We start from the raw sequence: 14945 nt of genomic DNA on the forward strand, positions 1-14945 counted from the left end.
CACCGAAACCCATGACCACTCAACGCAATCCGTGGCTAGCGCTCACCGCGCTCGTTGTCGGCTTCTTCATGATCCTCTTGGATATGACCATCGTCGCGGTCGCCAACCCGGCCATCATGACGGACTTGCACGCCGACATCTCGAAGGTGATCTGGGTGACCAGCGCCTATCTGCTCACCTACGCGGTGCCGCTGCTCGTCACCGGCAGGCTCGGTGATCGCTTCGGCCCCAAGAACATCTACCTGATCGGTCTTGCCGTGTTCACCGCGGCGTCGCTGTGGTGCGGCCTGTCCGGCACCATCGGCATGCTGATCGCCGCGCGCGCCGCCCAAGGCATCGGCGCCGCGCTGATGACGCCGCAGACCATGGCGGTGATCACCCGCACCTTCCCGCCGGACAAGCGTGGCGCGGCCATGGGCCTGTGGGGTGGCGTTGCCGGTCTTGCCACGCTGGTCGGACCGATCCTCGGCGGCGTGCTCGTCGACGGCCTCAGCTGGAAGTGGATCTTCTTCGTCAACGTCCCGGTCGGCATCATCGCCTTCGCGCTGTGCGTCTGGTTGGTGCCCGCGCTGCCGACCAATCGGCACAAGTTCGATATCCCCGGCGTGCTGCTCAGCGGTGTCGGCATGTTCCTGGTGGTCTTCGGCATCCAGGAGGGCAACAGCTACGACTGGTCGCTGCGGATCTGGCTGGTGATCGGCGCCGGTCTGGTGGTACTCGCGCTGTTCGCGGTGAATCAGGCACGCAATACCGGCGAGCCGTTGCTGCCGCTGAAGTTGTTCAAGGACCGCAACTTCGCGCTGTCCAACACCGCCATCGCGTCGATGGGTGCCACGGTCACCGCGTTCATGGTGCCGTCGTACTTCTACCTGCAGGCGGTGCGTGAGCTGTCGCCGACCAAGTCGGCGCTGGTGTTCGCGCCGATGGCCATCATCACCGGCATCTTCGCGCCGTTCATCGGCAAGTTCGCCGACCGGCTGCACCCGAGGATCGTGCCGACCGTCGGATTCGCGCTGTTTGCGGTCTCGATCTTCTGGTTCTCCGCGCTGATGACCCCGGACTCGTCCATCGGCTGGTTCCTGGTGTCCGCCGGGTTGGCCGGCTTCGCCAACGCCTGCATCTGGGCTCCGCTGGCGTCGACCGCCACGCACAACCTGCCGGTGCAGCAGGCAGGCGCGGGCGCCGGTGTCTACAACACCACCCGCCAGGTGGGTTCGGTCCTCGGCAGCGCCGCGATCAGCGCCCTGATCGCGGCCCGCATGTCCGCCAACGGGCTCGGCGGCGGCAAGGTCGCCGAAGGTGGTGCGGGCCAAGGCCCCATCCCCGAGTTCGTCAAGGACGCCTTCAGCACCGCCCTGAGCCAATCCGTCCTGCTCCCCGCAGGCATCCTGCTCATCGGCGTAGTGGCCTCCGCCCTCTTCATCCGCCACGGCAAACCCGCCGTGTCCGGACAAGAAGACAAGCTCGCCAAGGCCGAATCCCTGGCCGGCTGACCCGAAACCCACTGCGCCCCACGAACATTCGTTCGCGGGGCGCAGTGCTGTGCGGTAATTCAGCCGACCTGGATGGTGAGGGAGGGGTAGCCGGTGGCGCCGTCGGGGACTACGTCGGCGCGGTCGGCGGTTTGGGGGGTGCCGGTGCCGTCGGTGGTGCGGGCGCGGACGGTGTGCGGGCCGGGGGTGGCGTCCCAGTCGTAGGTCCATTGGCGCCAGGTGTCGATGGATTGTTCGTCGGCAAGGCGGGCGGGTTGCCAGTTGCCGTTGTCGATTTGCACCTCGACGGTGCGGATGCCGCGATGCTGGGCCCAGGCGACACCGGCGATGGTGGTGCGGCCCTTGGTGATTCGGCCGCGGGCGCGCGGGGTATCGATGCGGGTGCCGGTTTTGATCGGGCCCATGGCGGACCAGCCGCGGCGGGTCCAGTAGGCGGTGGCGCGGTCGAAGCGGGTGATCTCCAGTTCGGTCACCCACTTGGTGGCGGAGACGTAACCGTAGAGGCCGGGGACCACCAGCCGGGCGGGATAACCGTGCTCGACGGGCAGTGGTTCGCCGTTCATGCCGACGGCGAGCATAGCGTCGCGGCCGTCGGTGAGAACGGATAGCGGTGTGCCCGCGGTGAATCCGTCGATGCTGTGCGAGAGCATCATGTCCGCGTCGGGGTGCGGGCCCGCCTCGGCGAGCAGTTCATCGAGCCGGTAGCCGAGCCAGCGCGCATTGCCGATCAGGTCGCCGCCGACCTCATTCGATACGCAGGCCAGCGTCACCAGCCGCTCCATCACCGGACGATTCGCCAAATCCGCCCAGGAGAGCTGGATTTCGCGATCCACCATGCCGTGAATGCGCAACGACCAGTCGTTCTTGGACACCTGCGGCACGATCAGCGCGGTGTCGATGCGATAGAAGTCCTCGTTGGCGGTGAGATAGGGCGTGAGCCCCGGTACCCGAAGATCGGCTCCCGGTGCGATCGGCACCTCCGGCGCGGTCGGCTGCGGCAACTCCACCGTCGCCCGCTCACCCGACACATCCCGCCGCCGCGTTCCGAGCAGGCGACCGCCGACCTCGGTGACAATGGCAAGACCGCCCACCACCAGCAGACCTTGCAGCACTCGGCGCCGTTCCGGTGCCGCCGCTGCCCGCCCGGCACTGACCGGGTCGATGGGAGTCGCGTGTTCCGTGGACGGCAGGTCGATGGTGCTGTCGGCGGGGGCCGTGCGCTCGGCGGCCCCGGCCGGTGCGGATGCTGTTGCGGCGCCCCGTATCTCGTTCGGAACTCCGGCACTGCTCGGTGGCGATACCGTGGGTGGCGAGCTTTCTGCGTCAGCACGGGCGGCTGCTTGGTCGAATACCTCGACAGCCTCATCGATTCGGCGGGTAAGGACTCGCAGCGCATAGATCCCGACCGCGACACCGACGATGGTCGGTAGCGCACCGGACGCGCTGGTACGCCCGACCACAACGACGGTGGCGACGACACCGAAGACCGCGAGCAGCGTCGAACCCGCCGCCCGCGAGGTGCGTTCGATCGCACCCGCCAGCCCGGCGACCAGCACCGTGACCACACCCATGCAGAGGTACAACGCGGTCTTGTCGCTGGTGCCGAAGGTGGTGATGGCCCATTCGCGAAAACCGTCGGGCGTGTGGTCGATCACGGTCGCGCCGAGGGCGTTGAGTGGTGCGCTGTCGGCGCCGAAAAACGCCGCGAGCAGCTCCGCGACGCCGAGCGTCACAGCTGCCGAGACGATCCCGGCCGCCACCCGCAATCGCAGATCGGCCATGAATTCGAGCGTACTGCCGGGTAGGCCCACGGAATGTGACCATTCGGTGACGGCCCGGAGCCTTGCTATCCGGCGAACTCGTCGGCCAGGGTGTTCCAGAACATGAGTTCGTAGCTTTGGAAGAGGCGGGCGTATAGGCGGGCTTCGGTGCGGTCCAGCCGTCCTGAGTCGAGTCCGGCTTGGATCGCGCGGATGGCCTGCTGTTCGATCTCGGGCACGTCCGCGGCGAAGTAGTCGAAGAACGCGCAGGCCGCGTCGTCGAAGCCGTAGTGCTCGCGCATGCCCGCGGCGACGGCGCCGCAATAACGGCCGAAGGTGGCGAAATTCGCGAAGATGCCCGCGACGGCCGCGGACGATTCACCGTTCAGCGCCAGCCAGGCCAGGTAGGCCGGGTACGCCTGGCATCCGGCCCGAGGCAGTTCGGTGCCTGGGTCCGGCCCCGCCGCGACGACCAGCGCGTGCAGCATGGCCTGCGCCTGCTGCTCACCCGGCGCGAGCATGCCGAAGAACGTGCGGGCCTGCGGCTCGTCCGCCCGCGCCGCCAGCGCATGAAAACTGCGCCAATCGCTGCCCGTGATCCGCCACTCCTCGGTCGCGATCGCGGCGAACACCGCCCGCGCCGCCTTACCCGTCGTGATCAGCGGAACGAGCCGATTGTCCGCGTCCCGAGGCGCCAACTCCGCCTGGATCTCCTCGAGCAATTTCCTTGCGCCATCAGTCATCTCAGCACGCTCCCGGTCCGCAACGGTGTCGCCCCATTGAAACGCGAACCATGACCGCACGTCTGCGAAACCCGAAAGGCGCCGCCCGCGAACGACACTCGCGGACGACGCCTCGGATGTGTAACCGCTAGCTATAGATCTTCGCGATGTCGTCCGCGTGCTGCTTCATCACAACCGCACGTTTGAGCGACAACTTCGGCGTCAGCTCGCCCGTCTCCTGCGTCCAGTCGATCGGCAGGATGCGAATCTTCTTGATCCCCTCGGCATGGGAGACCTTCTTGTTGGTCTCGGCGACCGCGGCTTCGACCTCGGCGACCAGGTCCGGGTTCTCGATCAGCTTCTCGATCGGGGTGTCCTCTGGCACGTTGTGGTTCTTCTGCCAGCCGGGCAGCGCCTCCGGGTCGAGGGTGATCAGCGCGGCGATGTACGGTCGGCCGTCGCCGACCACCATCACCTGGCTGATCAGCGGGTCGGCCCGCAGCGAATCCTCGAGCAGCGCGGGGGATACGTTCTTGCCGCCCGCGGTGACGATGAGCTCCTTCTTGCGGCCGGTGATGGTGACGAACCCGTCCGCGTCGATGGCGCCGAGGTCGCCGGTCTTGAACCAGCCGTCGACGAAGGCGTCCTTGGTGGCCTCGTCGTTGCCCCAGTAGCCGTCGAATACCACCGAGCCGCGCAGCAGCAGCTCGCCGTCCTCGGCGATCTTGGCGCCGTGGCCCTCGATCGGCTTGCCGACCGAGCCGACCCGGATGTCGTCCGGGGTGTTCACGGTGATGGCCGCGGTGGTCTCGGTGAGCCCGTAGCCCTCGTAGATGGTGACGCCGACGCCGCGGAAGAAGTGACCGAGGCGTGCGCCGAGCGGGCCACCGCCGGAGACCGCTGCCTCGCACTGGCCGCCGAGCGCGGTCCGCAGCTTGCTGTAGACCAGCTTGTCGAACAGCGCGTGCTTGAGCTTGAGCACCAGCCCGGCCCCGCCGTTGTCGATCGACTCGCTCCAGGCAATGGCGGTGTCCGCGGCCGCGTCGAAGATCTTGCCCTTGCCGCCGTCGTGCGCCTTCTGCTTGGCGCTGTTGAACACCTTCTCGAACACCCTGGGCACCGAGAGGATGAAGTGCGGCCGGTAGCTGCCGAACTGGTCGACCAGCGTGGACCAGTCGGAGGTGTGCGCGACGATCACCTTGGCGTCGAACGCGGCCAGCGCGACGGCGCGCGCGAAGACGTGCGCCAGCGGCAGGAACATCAGCGTCTTCTTGCCCGGCTTGATGAACTTGCCGAGGGCGATCCGGTCCGACTGGGACTCGGCGTACAGGTTGGCGTGCGAGAGCATGACGCCCTTGGGCCGCCCGGTGGTGCCGGAGGTGTAGATCAGGGTGGCCGGCGAGGCGGCGTTGACCTGCTTGCGCCGGTCGTGCACGGCCTGGTCGTCCAGGTCGGCGCCGCGGCCGAGCAGCTCGTCGACAACACCCTTGTCGATCTGCAGGGTCTCCTTCAGATCCGACAGCGCGCCCGGCTCGATCTCATCGATGATCGCGCGGTGCTTGTCGCTGTCGACGAACAGCAGCTTGGTGGCGGAGTCCTGCAGGATCCACTTGGCCTGCTCGGCGGCGGAACTGTCGTAGATGGCGACGGTGCAGCCGCCGCTTGCCCAGATGGCGAAGTCGAGCACGGCCCACTCGTAGCGGGTGGGGGCCATGATGGCGACGCGGTCGCCCAGTTCGATGCCCGAGGCGATCAGTCCCTTGGCGACGCCGGTGACGGTCTTCGCGAACTCCGCGGCCGTCACGTCCGTGAAGCCACCACTGCCGTTCGGCACGTTGAACAGCACCGCGCCGGGCGACTGCTCGGCATGCCGGAAGACGTTGTCGGAATTGTTCGCGTCTTCCGGAATGGTGTAGGAAGCCGGGACTTCGAACTCTCGCATCAGTGCCCTTCCACGTGGGTTTACTCGCCAGTAATCTACGACACCTGTGTCAGGGCCGTGAGGTCGACCACCAGAAACGGATCCGTGCGTAACACCCGAGTACGGACCCGCTCCGTACTTATCCTAAGTCGCGGATATCGACCGGCTGAATCGCTTCGCGCAGGAACGCGGCCAGTTCGCTGAGTGCCGCGGCGGCGGGGGCGACCAGCGCGGCTTGCAGTTGCGCGACGTGCCACAGGCCCGTGCTCTCGGTGAATCGGACGTGCACGCCCGCTGTGCGCAGCGCGGCAACCAGATCTCCGCATTGCCCGTGCAGCAGCTCGCCGGTGTCGACCTGGACATAGGTCGGCGGCAGGCCGACCAATTCGCCGGTGAGTGGCGCGTAACCAGGATCACTCGAATCCCCGTCGCCGAGGTAGGCGGCGGCGCAGGCGCGCGACCACAGCCGGTTGATCACCAGGTCGCTGTCGCGTTCCGGGATCTGATTCGGATCGGTCCACGGCGCGATCAGGCCGAGCGCGGCGGGGGTGTGCCCGTGCCGCGCGATCAACCGCTGCGCGGTGGCCAGCGACAAACCGCCGCCCGCCGAATCGCCGGAGAGCGCGATCTGGTCGGGCCGGTAGCCCGCGTTGTCCACCAGTTCGAGGAACGCGGCCTCGGCGTCGTCGAGCGCGGCGGGGAACGGGTGCTCCGGGGCCAGTCGATAGTCGGGAACGTAGACGGTGCAACCGGTTTCGTGAGCCAACCGCGCGGCAAGCGACCGGTGGGTGGCCGGTGAGCCGACCGCGTACCCGCCGCCGTGCAGATAGAGCACCGCCCCGTTCGGCGTCGGGGTGGCGGTGAGCCGCTCGGTGGGCCTGCCGCCGAGCCGAATCCGATCGATGGTGGTGCCCGCAGGCACCAGTTGCGCTACCGAGCCCACTTCGAGCAGCAGGCGCTGCATCCGCCACGGCGCCCGCTTGTTCAGCGTGACGCGGAAGATCGGACGCAGCACCGCTCGTGCGACGGGCAGCGGAAGATTGATGTCCCGCATGGGTTTCGGACTCGAATCAGGGGAGGAGTTGACGGTTGACAACGGTGGCGATGCGCTGGTAGCCGGAGGCGGTGACCCGGACGAACGCGTCGATCAGCTTGGCCTCCCAGCCGATCAGCACCCGCCCGTGTCCCTTGCGCACGCCCTCGGTGATGGTCTGCGCGGCCATCTCCGGTGTGTGCATGGCTAGCTTCGCGTCGAACATCGAGGCGGCCTTCTTGCCGTCGATGCCCTCGGCCCAGGTGGCACTGCGCGCGACGGCGGTCTTGATGCCGCCGGGGTGCACACAGGTGACCTTGACCTTGTGCCTGCCGACCAGCATCTCCTGGCGCAGCGACTCGGTGAACCCGCGCACCGCGAATTTGGCCGCGTTGTAGGCACTTTGGCCGGGGACCGCGATCAGGCCGAACAGGCTCGACACGTTGATCACGTGCCCGTCGCCGGAGTCGATGATGTAGGGCAGGAACGCCTTGGTGCCGTTGACGACGCCCCAGAAGTCGACGTCCATGATGCGCTCGATGTCCTTGAACTCGGACTTCATCACGTCACCGTAGTAGGCGATGCCGGCGTTGTTGTAGATCTGGTGCACCGTGCCGAAGTGCGCGTTCACCGCGTCGGCGTAGAGCAGCACGGCCTCGCGCTCGGCGACGTTGATCCGATCGGATTTGACCTCGGCGCCGAGGTTTTCGCAGCGGAGCACGGTCTCGGCGAGACCCTCGGTGTCGATGTCGGACAGCGCGAGCTTCGCGCCACGCTTGGCCAGGTTCTCGGCGAGTGCGCGACCGATGCCGGAGCCGGCTCCGGTGATCACACAGACTTTGTCATTGAAGTAAGCGTCACTGCTCACTGTGCTGCCCCTACTTTCAGCTCGGGTCGGGCGGTGGTGATGTCGTAGGCGTCCACGTCGAATGACTTGGTGAGCCTGCGGAATTCGAAGGTGAAGTCGGGCCACAGTGTGGTGTTGTTGCCGTGCTTGTCCAGATACCAGCTGGCGCAGCCGCCGTTTAGCCAGACGCTCTTGCCCAGTTTGCGTTGCAGGTCCGCGTTGAACTCGTCCTGCGCCTGCCTGCGCACCTCGACCGTCTGCAGGCCGAGCCGGTCGACCGTGGCGAGCGCGTCGGCGACGTAGTTGAGCTGCGACTCGATCATGTACACCATCGAGGTGTGGCCGAGGCCGACGTTCGGGCCGAGCAGGAAGAACAGGTTGGGGAAGTTGGCGATGGTCGCGCCCTTGTAGGCCTGCTGGCCGACCTCGTCGAAAACCTCGCTGAGCGTACGCCCGTCGCGGCCCGCGATGGTGTCGTAGGTCGGCGAATCGGTGACGTGGAAGCCGGTCGCCACGATGAGCGCGTCGATCTCGCGCTCGGTGCCGTCATTGGTGACGATCGAGTTCGCCCGCACCTCGGCGATGCCGTCGGTGATCACGTCGACGTTGTCGCGGCTGAGTGCCGGGTAGTAGTTGTTCGAGATCAGCATGCGTTTGCAGCCGATCCGGAAGTTCGGGGTCACCTTGGCGCGCAGTTCGGGATCGCGCACCTCGTACTGCAGCTTGGCCTTGGCGACCAGCTCGAACGCCTGCATCAGCGGCGGGAACTTGGCGAGGCCGACGACCTGGGTCTCGCGCGCCGCGTAGATGGCGGCACGGGACAGGCGCTGGAAGCCGGGCACGTATTTGAAGGCGAGCCGTTCGGCCTTGGTGTACGGGCGGTCCATCCTGGGCAGCAGCCACGGCGCGGTGCGCTGGTACACGTCGAGGTGGGCGACCTTGTCCGCGATGGCGGGCACGATCTGGATGGATGAGGCGCCGGTGCCGATGATCGCGACCCGCTTGCCGGTCAGGTCGGCGTCGTGGTTCCAGCGGGCGGAGTGAAAGATCTCGCCCTGGAAGTCGTTGATGCCCTTGATATCCGGTAGCGCGGGCTCGCACAGCGCGCCGATCGCGGAGACGACGGTGTCGGCGACGAAGCGGCCCTTGGACGACTCGATTTCCCACTCGGCGGTGTCGTTGTTCCAGCGTGCGCTGGTCACGTCGCAGTCGAAGACGTGCTTGTCGCGCACCTGGTATTTCTTCGCGACGCCCTGGATGTACTGCTGGATCTCGCCTTGCCGGGAGAACGAGCGCGACCAGTTCGGATTGAGCGCGAAAGAGTACGAGTACAGGTGCGAGGGCACATCGCAGGCGGCGCCGGGGTAGGTGTTGTCGCGCCAGGTGCCGCCGACATCGCCGCCGCGTTCCAGTACCAGGAAGTCGTCGCGTCCCTGCTGGCTGAGCCGAATGGCTAGGCCGAGCCCCGAGAACCCGCCGCCGATGATGATCGTCTTGACGCGGCGGATGGGCCGGTCGCCGACAGCTTTGTCTGTAACCTTGCGACTCATATATTCGAGCGTAGATGCTTATTGAGCAGCAGTCAACAGTATTGAATCACGTTCAGTAGTATGTGGGTGTGAGCATCCGTCGTTCCGGTTCGGGAGAGACCAAGCGTGTCCGGCTCAGTCCGGACGAACGCCGCCTGCAACTGATCACCCTCGGCGCCGAGATGCTCGCCGAGCGCGCGCTGCAAGACATCTCCGTCGACGACATCGCCAAAGAGGCGGGCATCTCCCGCGGCTTGCTGTTCCACTACTTCGCCTCGGTGAACGAATTCCACGAGGCTATTGCGCGGCACGTCAGCGCCGAGTTCCTGACCGCGACCGCGCCGGACCGCAGCCTCGGTCTGTTCGACATGCTGCGCGACTCGGTCGAACGCTATGTCGGCTACGTCGAAGAGAACCGCGCCGCCTACCACGCGATACTGCGCGGACCTTCCAGTTACAACCCCGGCATGGTCACCTATGTAAACGAATCTCGCAGTGCCATTGCTGAACTCGTGCTCACCGAGCTGCCGATTCCGCCGGACGATCCCGACCTGCCCCGGATGACGCTCGCCCTTCGTGGGTGGATTGCCTTCGTGGAGGAAACGATTCTCACCTGGATGAGCGAAAAGCCCATTCCGCGTGAGCAACTTATCGACCTGCTGGTGGAATCGCTACCGGCGCTCGCGTTGAGTCCGGCGCTCGCCGCGGCACTGCGCGGCTGACCGGTATGACGAAAAGAGCCCGCCCGCACCGGTTTCGGTGTGGGCGGGCTCTTGTTGACCGGGCGAATCGCCCGGTCAGCTGATCTTTACTGCAGGACCTGCGGGATCACCTGCGGGGCCGTCGCGCCGAGGATCGCACCGATCACCGCGGCGAACACGACGTAGCTGATGCCGCTGGCAATGATGCAGGCGAAGTAGCCGACGATGAAGACGATCAGTGCGGGGATGCACAGGATCGCGGCGATGCCGAGGCCGGTGAGAGCGCCTGCGGCGAGACCGTTGGCAACCGGGTCGTGATTCTGTGCGTCCGGGTTGGTCGCGATGGGCTTCAGGTCACCGGTGGCGGCGACGTTGTTCAGCTCAGTAGCGACCTCGGGGGTCACCTGCGGGGTGACGACCAGGGTCTTCCCGTCCTGGGAAATCTGCGGAGCCAGCGCGATCGTGTTGCCCTTGACCGTCTTCATGGACATCGGGAACTCGGTGACCTTCGCACCGGTGGCCGATTCCACCTGCACGGCCGACGAATCCGCGGTCAGGGTGAACTTGCCACTGTTCAGCACAGTGGAGATGGACTTCAGGTCCGGCGACGTGGTGGTCTTGTATTCGACGCCCTGCTCGTTACCCGACGCCACCAGGCTGTCGGCCCACCGCGCCTGCTGCGCGGCGTAGTCGGTCGCGGACGCGGTGCCCGCATCGGCGAGGCTGGCCACTACCGCGAACGGCAGAACTACGAGGAGGGCCTTGCGGCCTGCGCGCATGACAGTCTTACGGAACATTTAGGCTTTCTCTCCCGCCCCCGATCGCTATGGAACGCCTTGTCCCCCAGACGAATCGAAGCGTTGATATTGATCGACAGGGATATTCATATCCGACAAACCTCCGAAAACCGGAATAATGTGATGAGTGCCACATGGGCCTCAGTAATAGGCCCCTATTTCTGGGGTGGCAAAGCCGAGAAATGGTTGCTTCCACTTGGTTATGCCATTGCGCAGGCCGCCGAAGTGAGGGTTTCATTTCGAATTCGACAACAAAAGGCCCGCCGCACCGGTTCCGGTGTGGCGGGCCCTTTTTCGATCAGGGTGGGGCTACCTACTAGCTCGTCGGCTCGAAGGCTTCAGCGACGATCTCCGCCTGCTCCACCGCGTGCACCTTGCTCGACCCCGAGGAGGGGGCCGACATGGCGCGGCGGGAGATACGGCGGAGTTTGCCGAGGCGGTCGGGGAGCAGCTCGGGGAGGTTGAGGCCGAAGAAGGGCCAGGCGCCCTGGTTGGCCGGTTCCTCCTGGACCCACGCGATATCGGTCGCGTTGGGGTAGCGGTCGAGCGACTCGTTCAGGCGGTAGGTTGGCAGCGGGTAGAGCTGCTCGATCCGCACGATCGCGACGTCCTCGCGCTTCTGCTTCGCCTTCTCGGCGGCCAGCTCGTAGTAGAGCTTGCCGCTGGTCATCAGGATCCGCTTGACCTTGCTGCGGTCGCCGATGCCCTGCTCGTAGGCGGGCTCGTCGAACACCGAGCGGAACTTGCTCTCGGTGAAGTCCTTCAGATCCGACACGACGGCCTTGTTGCGCAGCATCGACTTCGGCGTGAAGACGATCATCGGGCGGCGGATGCCGTCCAGCGCGTGGCGGCGCAGCAGGTGGAAGTAGTTCGCCGGGGTGGACGGCACGGCGACCGTCATCGAGCCCTCGGCACACAGCTGCAGGAACCGCTCGATGCGCCCGGAGGTGTGGTCCGGACCCTGACCCTCGTGGCCGTGCGGCAGCAGCAGCACGACGTCGGAGAGCTGACCCCACTTGGCCTCACCGGAGGAGATGAACTCGTCGATGATGGACTGCGCGCCGTTGACGAAGTCGCCGAACTGCGCCTCCCACAACACAAGTGCGTTCGGGTTGCCAAGCGAGTAGCCGTATTCGAAACCGACGGCGGCGTATTCGCTCAGCGCCGAGTCGTGCACCGCGAACCAACCCGGGTCGGTGCTGCCGATGTTGTGCAGCGGGGTGTACTCCTCGCCCGACTTGCGGTCGATGATCACCGAGTGCCGCTGGGTGAACGTGCCGCGCCGGGAGTCCTGACCGGTCAGGCGCACCGCGCGGCCCTCGTCGATCAGCGTGCCGAAGGCCATCAGCTCGGCGAAGGCCCAGTCGACCTTGCCCTCGTAGGCCATCTCGCGACGCTTCTCCAGCACCGGCTTGACGCGCGGGTGCACGTTGAAGCCATCGGGCACATGCAGGAACGCGTCGCCGATGCGCTGCAGGACGGTCTTGTCCACGGCCGTCTGCACGGTCGTCGGCACCTTCTGGTCGTCCTCGACGGACTCACTCGGCTCCGGCGTGTACTTCTCCAGCTCGCGGACCTCGTTGAACACCCGCTCCAGCTGACCCTGGTAGTCGCGCAGCGCGTCCTCGGCCTCTTTCAGCGAGATATCGCCACGGCCGATCAGGCTCTCGGTGTACGCCTTACGCACCGAGCGCTTGGTGTCGATGACGTCGTACATGGCGGGCTGGGTCATCGACGGGTCGTCGCCCTCGTTGTGGCCACGGCGCCGGTAGCAGACCATGTCGATGACGACGTCCTTGCGGAACTTCTGCCGGAAGTCGACCGCGAGGCGGGCCACCCAGTCGCAGGCCTCCGGGTCGTCACCGTTGACGTGGAAGATCGGCGCGCCGATGAACTTCGCGATATCGGTGGAGTATTCGGTGGAGCGGCTGTTCTCCGGCGCCGTGGTGAAGCCGATCTGGTTGTTCACCACGATGTGGATGGTGCCGCCGACGCGGTAGCCGCGCAGACCGGACAGGTTCAGCGTCTCGGCGACAACACCCTGACCCGCGAACGCGGCGTCACCGTGCAGCATCAACGGCATGACGGAGTAACCCTCCGGGCCGTCGCCCTTGTCGAGCAGGTCCTGCTTGGCCCGAACCAGGCCCTCGAGGACCGGGTCGACCGCCTCCAGATGCGAGGGGTTGGCGGTGAGCGAGACCTCGATCTCGTTGTCGCCGAACATCTGCAGGTAGGTGCCGTGCGCGCCGAGGTGGTACTTCACGTCGCCGGAGCCGTGCGCGCCGGCCGGGTTCATGTTGCCTTCGAACTCGGTGAAGATCTTCGAGTACGGCTTGCCGACGATGTTGGCGAGCACGTTCAGCCTGCCGCGGTGCGGCATGCCGATGATGACCTCGTCGAGCGAGTGCTCGGCGCACTGGTCGATGGTCGCGTCCATCATCGGGATGACGGCCTCGGCGCCCTCGAGCGAGAAGCGCTTCTGCCCGACGTACTTGGTCTGCAGGAAGGTCTCGAAGGCCTCCGCCGCGTTCAGCCGGTTCAGGATGTACTTCTGTTGCGCGACAGTCGGTTTGACGTGCTTCTGCTCGACCCGCTCCTGGATCCACTGCAGCTGCTCGGTCTCCAGGATGTGGGTGTACTCCACACCGACGTGCCTGCAGTAGGCATCGCGCAGGACCGAGAGGACCTCGCGCAGCTTCATCTGCTCCTGGCCGTGGAAACCGCCGACGTTGAACGTGCGGTCCAGGTCCCACAGCGTCAGCCCGTGCTGGGTGACGTCGAGGTCGGGGTGGCTGCGGAACTTGTCCTTGACCAGCCGCAGCGGATCGGTGTCCGCCATCAGGTGGCCGCGGTTGCGGTAGGCCGCGATCATCTCGAGCACGCGGGTGCTCTTGTCGACGCCGCGTTCGCGAATGTCCTTGCGCCAGCGCACCGGCTCGTACGGCACGCCGAGGCCGTGGAAGATCTCGTCGTAGAACTCGTCGGAGATCAGCATCTGGTGGATGGTGCGCAGGAAGTCACCGGACTCCGCGCCCTGGATGATGCGGTGGTCGTAGGTGGAGGTGAGCGTCATCAGCTTGCCGACGCCGATATCGGCGATCCGCTCGTCGCTCATGCCCTGGAACTCGGCCGGGTACTCCATCGCGCCCGCGCCGATGATGGCGCCCTGACCCGGCATGAGGCGGGGCACCGAGTGCACGGTGCCGATGGTGCCCGGGTTGGTGAGCGAGATGGTGACGCCGGCGAAGTCGGCAGCGGTCAGCTTAGCGTCGCGGGCACGTCGGACGACGTCCTCGTAGGCGGTGTGGAACTGACCGAAGGTCATCTCCTCGGTGCCCTTGATGGCCGCGACGACCAGCGAACGGCTGCCGTCTTTGCCTGGCAGGTCGATGGCGAGGCCGAGGTTGGTGTGCGCGGGGGTGATCGCGTTCGGCTTCCCGTCGATCTCGGCGAAGTGCCGGTTCATGTTCGGGAACGCGTTGACGGCCTTCACGATCGCGTAGCCGAGCAGGTGGGTGAACGAGATCTTGCCACCGCGGGTACGGGCCAGGTGGTTGTTGATGACCAGCCGGTTGTCGATCATCAGCTTCGCCGGGATGGCGCGAACGCTGGTCGCGGTCGGGATGCTCAGCGACGCGGCCATGTTCTTGGCGACCGCCGCAGCGGCACCACGCAGCACCTTGGCCTCGTCGGCCACGGTCTCGGTCTTCGGGGCGCCGGAGGTGGGCGCCGCGTTGGAAGCCGGGGCCGGGGTGGTCTGCGGTGCGCGCGCGGTGGCCTTCGCCGGGGCCTGCGCGGGGGCCGCGGCCTTGGCCGGTGCGGGCGCGGCCTTGGCGGCCGAGTTCGCCTTGGCGGCCGAGTTCGCCTTGGCGGTCGAGTTCGCCTTGGGAGCCGAGTTCACCGACGCGGGTGCCGGAGCCGGGGTAGGCGCCTGCGCGGGAGCGGCCGCGGCCGGGGCGGCCGAGCTGTTACCGGAATCACCCGTGGCTTCGGGCGTGTAATCGGCGAGGAACTCGTGCCAACTCTCATCGACCGAGGATGGATCTTGCTTGAACTTCTGATACATCTCATCGACTAGCCACTGGTTCTGTCCGAACTGGGAAGTTGAGCTGCTCACAGCAGGTGTTCGCCTCATTTCGTTC

Annotated in this window: 10 protein-coding genes; 2 read left to right on the forward strand and 8 right to left on the reverse strand. The window is 66.4% G+C overall.

The features are described 5' to 3' along the window. Positions 1-11: 11 nt before the first annotated feature. Positions 12-1493, forward strand: a complete 1482-nt coding sequence (locus OG203_RS32870) for a DHA2 family efflux MFS transporter permease subunit (RefSeq protein ID WP_405161109.1) — start codon at positions 12-14, stop codon at positions 1491-1493. A 59-nt stretch (positions 1494-1552) separates the two neighbouring features. On the opposite strand, the gene OG203_RS32875 is transcribed toward OG203_RS32870, so the two are convergent. The 6 genes from OG203_RS32875 to OG203_RS32900 all read right to left on the reverse strand — a co-directional run bounded on the left by OG203_RS32875 (position 1553) and on the right by OG203_RS32900 (position 9326). Beyond that, on the reverse strand, positions 1553-3274 hold the full coding sequence (locus OG203_RS32875) for a molybdopterin-dependent oxidoreductase (protein ID WP_405161110.1): 1722 nt from the start codon (positions 3272-3274) through the stop codon (positions 1553-1555). 65 nt (positions 3275-3339) lie between these two features. Continuing rightward, a complete protein-coding gene (locus OG203_RS32880) occupies positions 3340-3996 on the reverse strand; it encodes a hypothetical protein (protein WP_405161111.1) in 657 nt (218 codons plus the stop codon). 127 nt (positions 3997-4123) lie between these two features. Further along, a complete protein-coding gene (locus OG203_RS32885; protein ID WP_405161112.1) occupies positions 4124-5917 on the reverse strand; it encodes an AMP-dependent synthetase/ligase in 1794 nt (597 codons plus the stop codon). Between the two features lie 118 nt (positions 5918-6035). Next, a complete protein-coding gene (locus tag OG203_RS32890; protein ID WP_405161113.1) occupies positions 6036-6950 on the reverse strand; it encodes an alpha/beta hydrolase in 915 nt (304 codons plus the stop codon). 16 nt (positions 6951-6966) lie between these two features. Next, a complete protein-coding gene (locus OG203_RS32895) occupies positions 6967-7797 on the reverse strand; it encodes an SDR family NAD(P)-dependent oxidoreductase (protein ID WP_405161114.1) in 831 nt (276 codons plus the stop codon). Then, positions 7794-9326 carry a flavin-containing monooxygenase gene (locus OG203_RS32900; RefSeq protein ID WP_405161115.1) on the reverse strand — a complete coding sequence of 511 codons (1533 nt, stop codon included), beginning with the start codon at positions 9324-9326 and terminating at the stop codon, positions 7794-7796. Before OG203_RS32900 ends, OG203_RS32895 begins: the two co-directional genes overlap by 4 nt. Before the next feature lie 74 nt (positions 9327-9400). Here OG203_RS32900 and OG203_RS32905 point away from each other — a divergent pair, with 74 nt between their 5' ends. Next, on the forward strand, positions 9401-10027 hold the full coding sequence (locus tag OG203_RS32905) for a TetR/AcrR family transcriptional regulator (RefSeq protein WP_405168079.1): 627 nt from the start codon (positions 9401-9403) through the stop codon (positions 10025-10027). An 86-nt stretch (positions 10028-10113) separates the two neighbouring features. Here the strand turns inward: OG203_RS32905 and OG203_RS32910 are convergent, their stop codons facing one another. Both OG203_RS32910 and OG203_RS32915 read right to left on the reverse strand, forming a co-directional pair. Then, positions 10114-10803: a hypothetical protein gene (locus tag OG203_RS32910; protein ID WP_405161116.1), complete on the reverse strand. Its 690-nt coding sequence runs from the start codon at positions 10801-10803 to the stop codon at positions 10114-10116. Between the two features lie 316 nt (positions 10804-11119). Next, positions 11120-14938 carry a multifunctional oxoglutarate decarboxylase/oxoglutarate dehydrogenase thiamine pyrophosphate-binding subunit/dihydrolipoyllysine-residue succinyltransferase subunit gene (locus OG203_RS32915; protein ID WP_405161117.1) on the reverse strand — a complete coding sequence of 1273 codons (3819 nt, stop codon included), beginning with the start codon at positions 14936-14938 and terminating at the stop codon, positions 11120-11122. Between the last annotated feature and the right edge of the window lie 7 nt (positions 14939-14945).

The organism is Nocardia sp. NBC_01499, from assembly GCF_045040275.1.
Taxonomy (GTDB): domain Bacteria; phylum Actinomycetota; class Actinomycetes; order Mycobacteriales; family Mycobacteriaceae; genus Nocardia.

Coding starts and splice junctions, on each gene's coding strand:
- OG203_RS32870 (WP_405161109.1), top strand. CDS start 12: ATGACCACTCAACGCAATCCGTGGCTAGCGCTCACCGCGCTCGTTGTC.
- OG203_RS32875 (WP_405161110.1), bottom strand. CDS start 3,274: ATGGCCGATCTGCGATTGCGGGTGGCGGCCGGGATCGTCTCGGCAGCT.
- OG203_RS32880 (WP_405161111.1), bottom strand. CDS start 3,996: ATGACTGATGGCGCAAGGAAATTGCTCGAGGAGATCCAGGCGGAGTTG.
- OG203_RS32885 (WP_405161112.1), bottom strand. CDS start 5,917: ATGCGAGAGTTCGAAGTCCCGGCTTCCTACACCATTCCGGAAGACGCG.
- OG203_RS32890 (WP_405161113.1), bottom strand. CDS start 6,950: ATGCGGGACATCAATCTTCCGCTGCCCGTCGCACGAGCGGTGCTGCGT.
- OG203_RS32900 (WP_405161115.1), bottom strand. CDS start 9,326: ATGAGTCGCAAGGTTACAGACAAAGCTGTCGGCGACCGGCCCATCCGC.
- OG203_RS32910 (WP_405161116.1), bottom strand. CDS start 10,803: ATGTTCCGTAAGACTGTCATGCGCGCAGGCCGCAAGGCCCTCCTCGTA.
- OG203_RS32915 (WP_405161117.1), bottom strand. CDS start 14,938: ATGAGGCGAACACCTGCTGTGAGCAGCTCAACTTCCCAGTTCGGACAG.